Annotated in this window: 1 protein-coding gene; it reads left to right on the forward strand. The window is 63.1% G+C overall.

What is annotated here, in order from left to right; translation table 11 throughout:
- Nucleotides 1–59: 59 nt before the first annotated feature.
- A complete protein-coding gene (locus A9Q02_RS00290; protein WP_172450446.1) occupies nt 60–1,631 on the forward strand; it encodes an IS1182 family transposase in 1,572 nt (523 codons plus the stop codon).
- The last annotated feature ends 121 nt before the right edge of the window (nt 1,632–1,752 follow it).

Genomic DNA, 1,752 nt, shown 5'->3' on the forward strand with positions numbered 1-1,752 from the left:
GAGACTGCTGAAAAATGTGGCCTGCCGTGGTACGATGGACTCCACGCAAGGAGTGCGTTATGTTGAAGCCAACCTCTGCCCCAACGCTGAGTGACCACGATCATCAGGTGTTTGACGCGCTGGTGCCCGCCGACCATTATCTGCGTCAGGTGCTGCAGGTGGTCGATTTTGAGCGCTATCGGGAGACGATGGCCGCGTGCTATCACCCCACCGAAGGACGCCCGGCCGCCGATCCGGTGCTGCTGTTGAAGCTGGGCTTCCTGCAAACGCAGTACCGCCTGTCGGATCGCGAGGTGTGTACGCAGGCGCAGGTCAATGTCGCCTTTCGCCTCTTTTTGCAGGTGGGGCTGACGGCCTCCCTCCCGCATCCGAGCTTGCTGACCATCTTTCGCGCCCGCCTGGGTTGGAAGATCTACGCCCAAATCTTTGATGGGGTCGTCGCCCAGGCGCGCACGGCAGGCTTGGTGAAGGATCGCCTGCGGCTCAAAGACGCGACCCATATCATCGCCACCATCGCGATCCCCTCGACCATTCGGCTGGTGGCGCAGACCCGCGAGTGCCTGCTGGACGCAGCCGAACCCTTTGCTCCGGAGCGGGTTGCCGCGGAACGGGCGCACGCTCAGGCCATTCGCACCGCCACCAGTGACCTGTCTGGCGAGGAACGCCTGCTCCAGCGGGTCGCCCAGTTGCGCCAGATCGTGGACTGGGCTGATCAGGTCAGTGCAGGCCTGGGGCCATTGCCGCATCCCACACCCACGGATCGGCGTCTGTTTGCTGAGGCGCTGGCGCTGGCGCACACGATCCTCGCGGATCGTGATGATTCCACCGGAGGGGATCACATTGTCAGCCTCCACGACCCTGATGCCCGGCGGGGCAAGCACGGGGCGTTCTTCACCGGGTACCTGCTCGACGTGGCGATGGATGCCGACAGCCAGATCATCACCGCCCTGGAGGTGTTGCCCGCCAATGGCGATGAAGCCGCCGATGCGACGGACTTGATTCGCCATGAAGAAACCATTCACGGCAATGACGTGCAGACCCTGTCGATCGATAAGGCCGGGTTTCGTGGCGAACTGCTGCGGGAATGGCACGATCCGGACGGACTGAATCTGGAGGTGGTGGTGCCACCTGTTCGTGAAAAGCCCACGTCGTCCTTCACGGCAGAGGACTTTCAGCATGATGCCGCGCAGGGGACGTTGACCTGCCCTGGCGAGCAGACCACGACGCGCCGCATCCGGAACCACGTGGATACGGGCTGGAAGTATAGCTTCCGCCGCAGTGATTGTGCCACCTGTGCCTTGTTCGCCCAATGCCTGACTCGCCTGCCGAAAGCCACCGGGCGCCAGGTCGTGATCAATGATTACGCGGTGGAGTATGCGGCGGCGCGGGCATACGCAACCTCGGAGGCGTATCGCCAGATCCGGCGTGAGCATCCGGCGATTGAGCGCAAGCTGGCTGATGTGGTGCGCCGCCATGCGGGGCGCTGGGCACGCTATCGCGGTCGTGCCCGCGTGCGCATCCAATATCTCTTGACCGGGCTGGTGGTCAATATCAAACGTATGGTGCACCTGCTGGGGAACCCCGCCCCGTCCAGGGCCGCCCCGAGCGATGTTTATCCGGTAGCGGTTTAAACGCCTCGCTTCCCACCGGAAGCGGCACCGATGCAGGCGGTGGGCACAGACGATCTTTATCGGTTGGATGGGTATACCCATTGTTTCACCTGCTGTGGGTCGGACTTTTTCAGCAGTCTCC

This window comes from Candidatus Chloroploca asiatica (genome assembly GCF_002532075.1).
GTDB lineage: Bacteria > Chloroflexota > Chloroflexia > Chloroflexales > Chloroflexaceae > Chloroploca > Chloroploca asiatica.

Bases quoted from the DNA above. Each gene is read 5' to 3' on its own strand.
- A9Q02_RS00290 (WP_172450446.1), top strand. From the start codon at position 60: ATGTTGAAGCCAACCTCTGCCCCAACGCTGAGTGACCACGATCATCAG.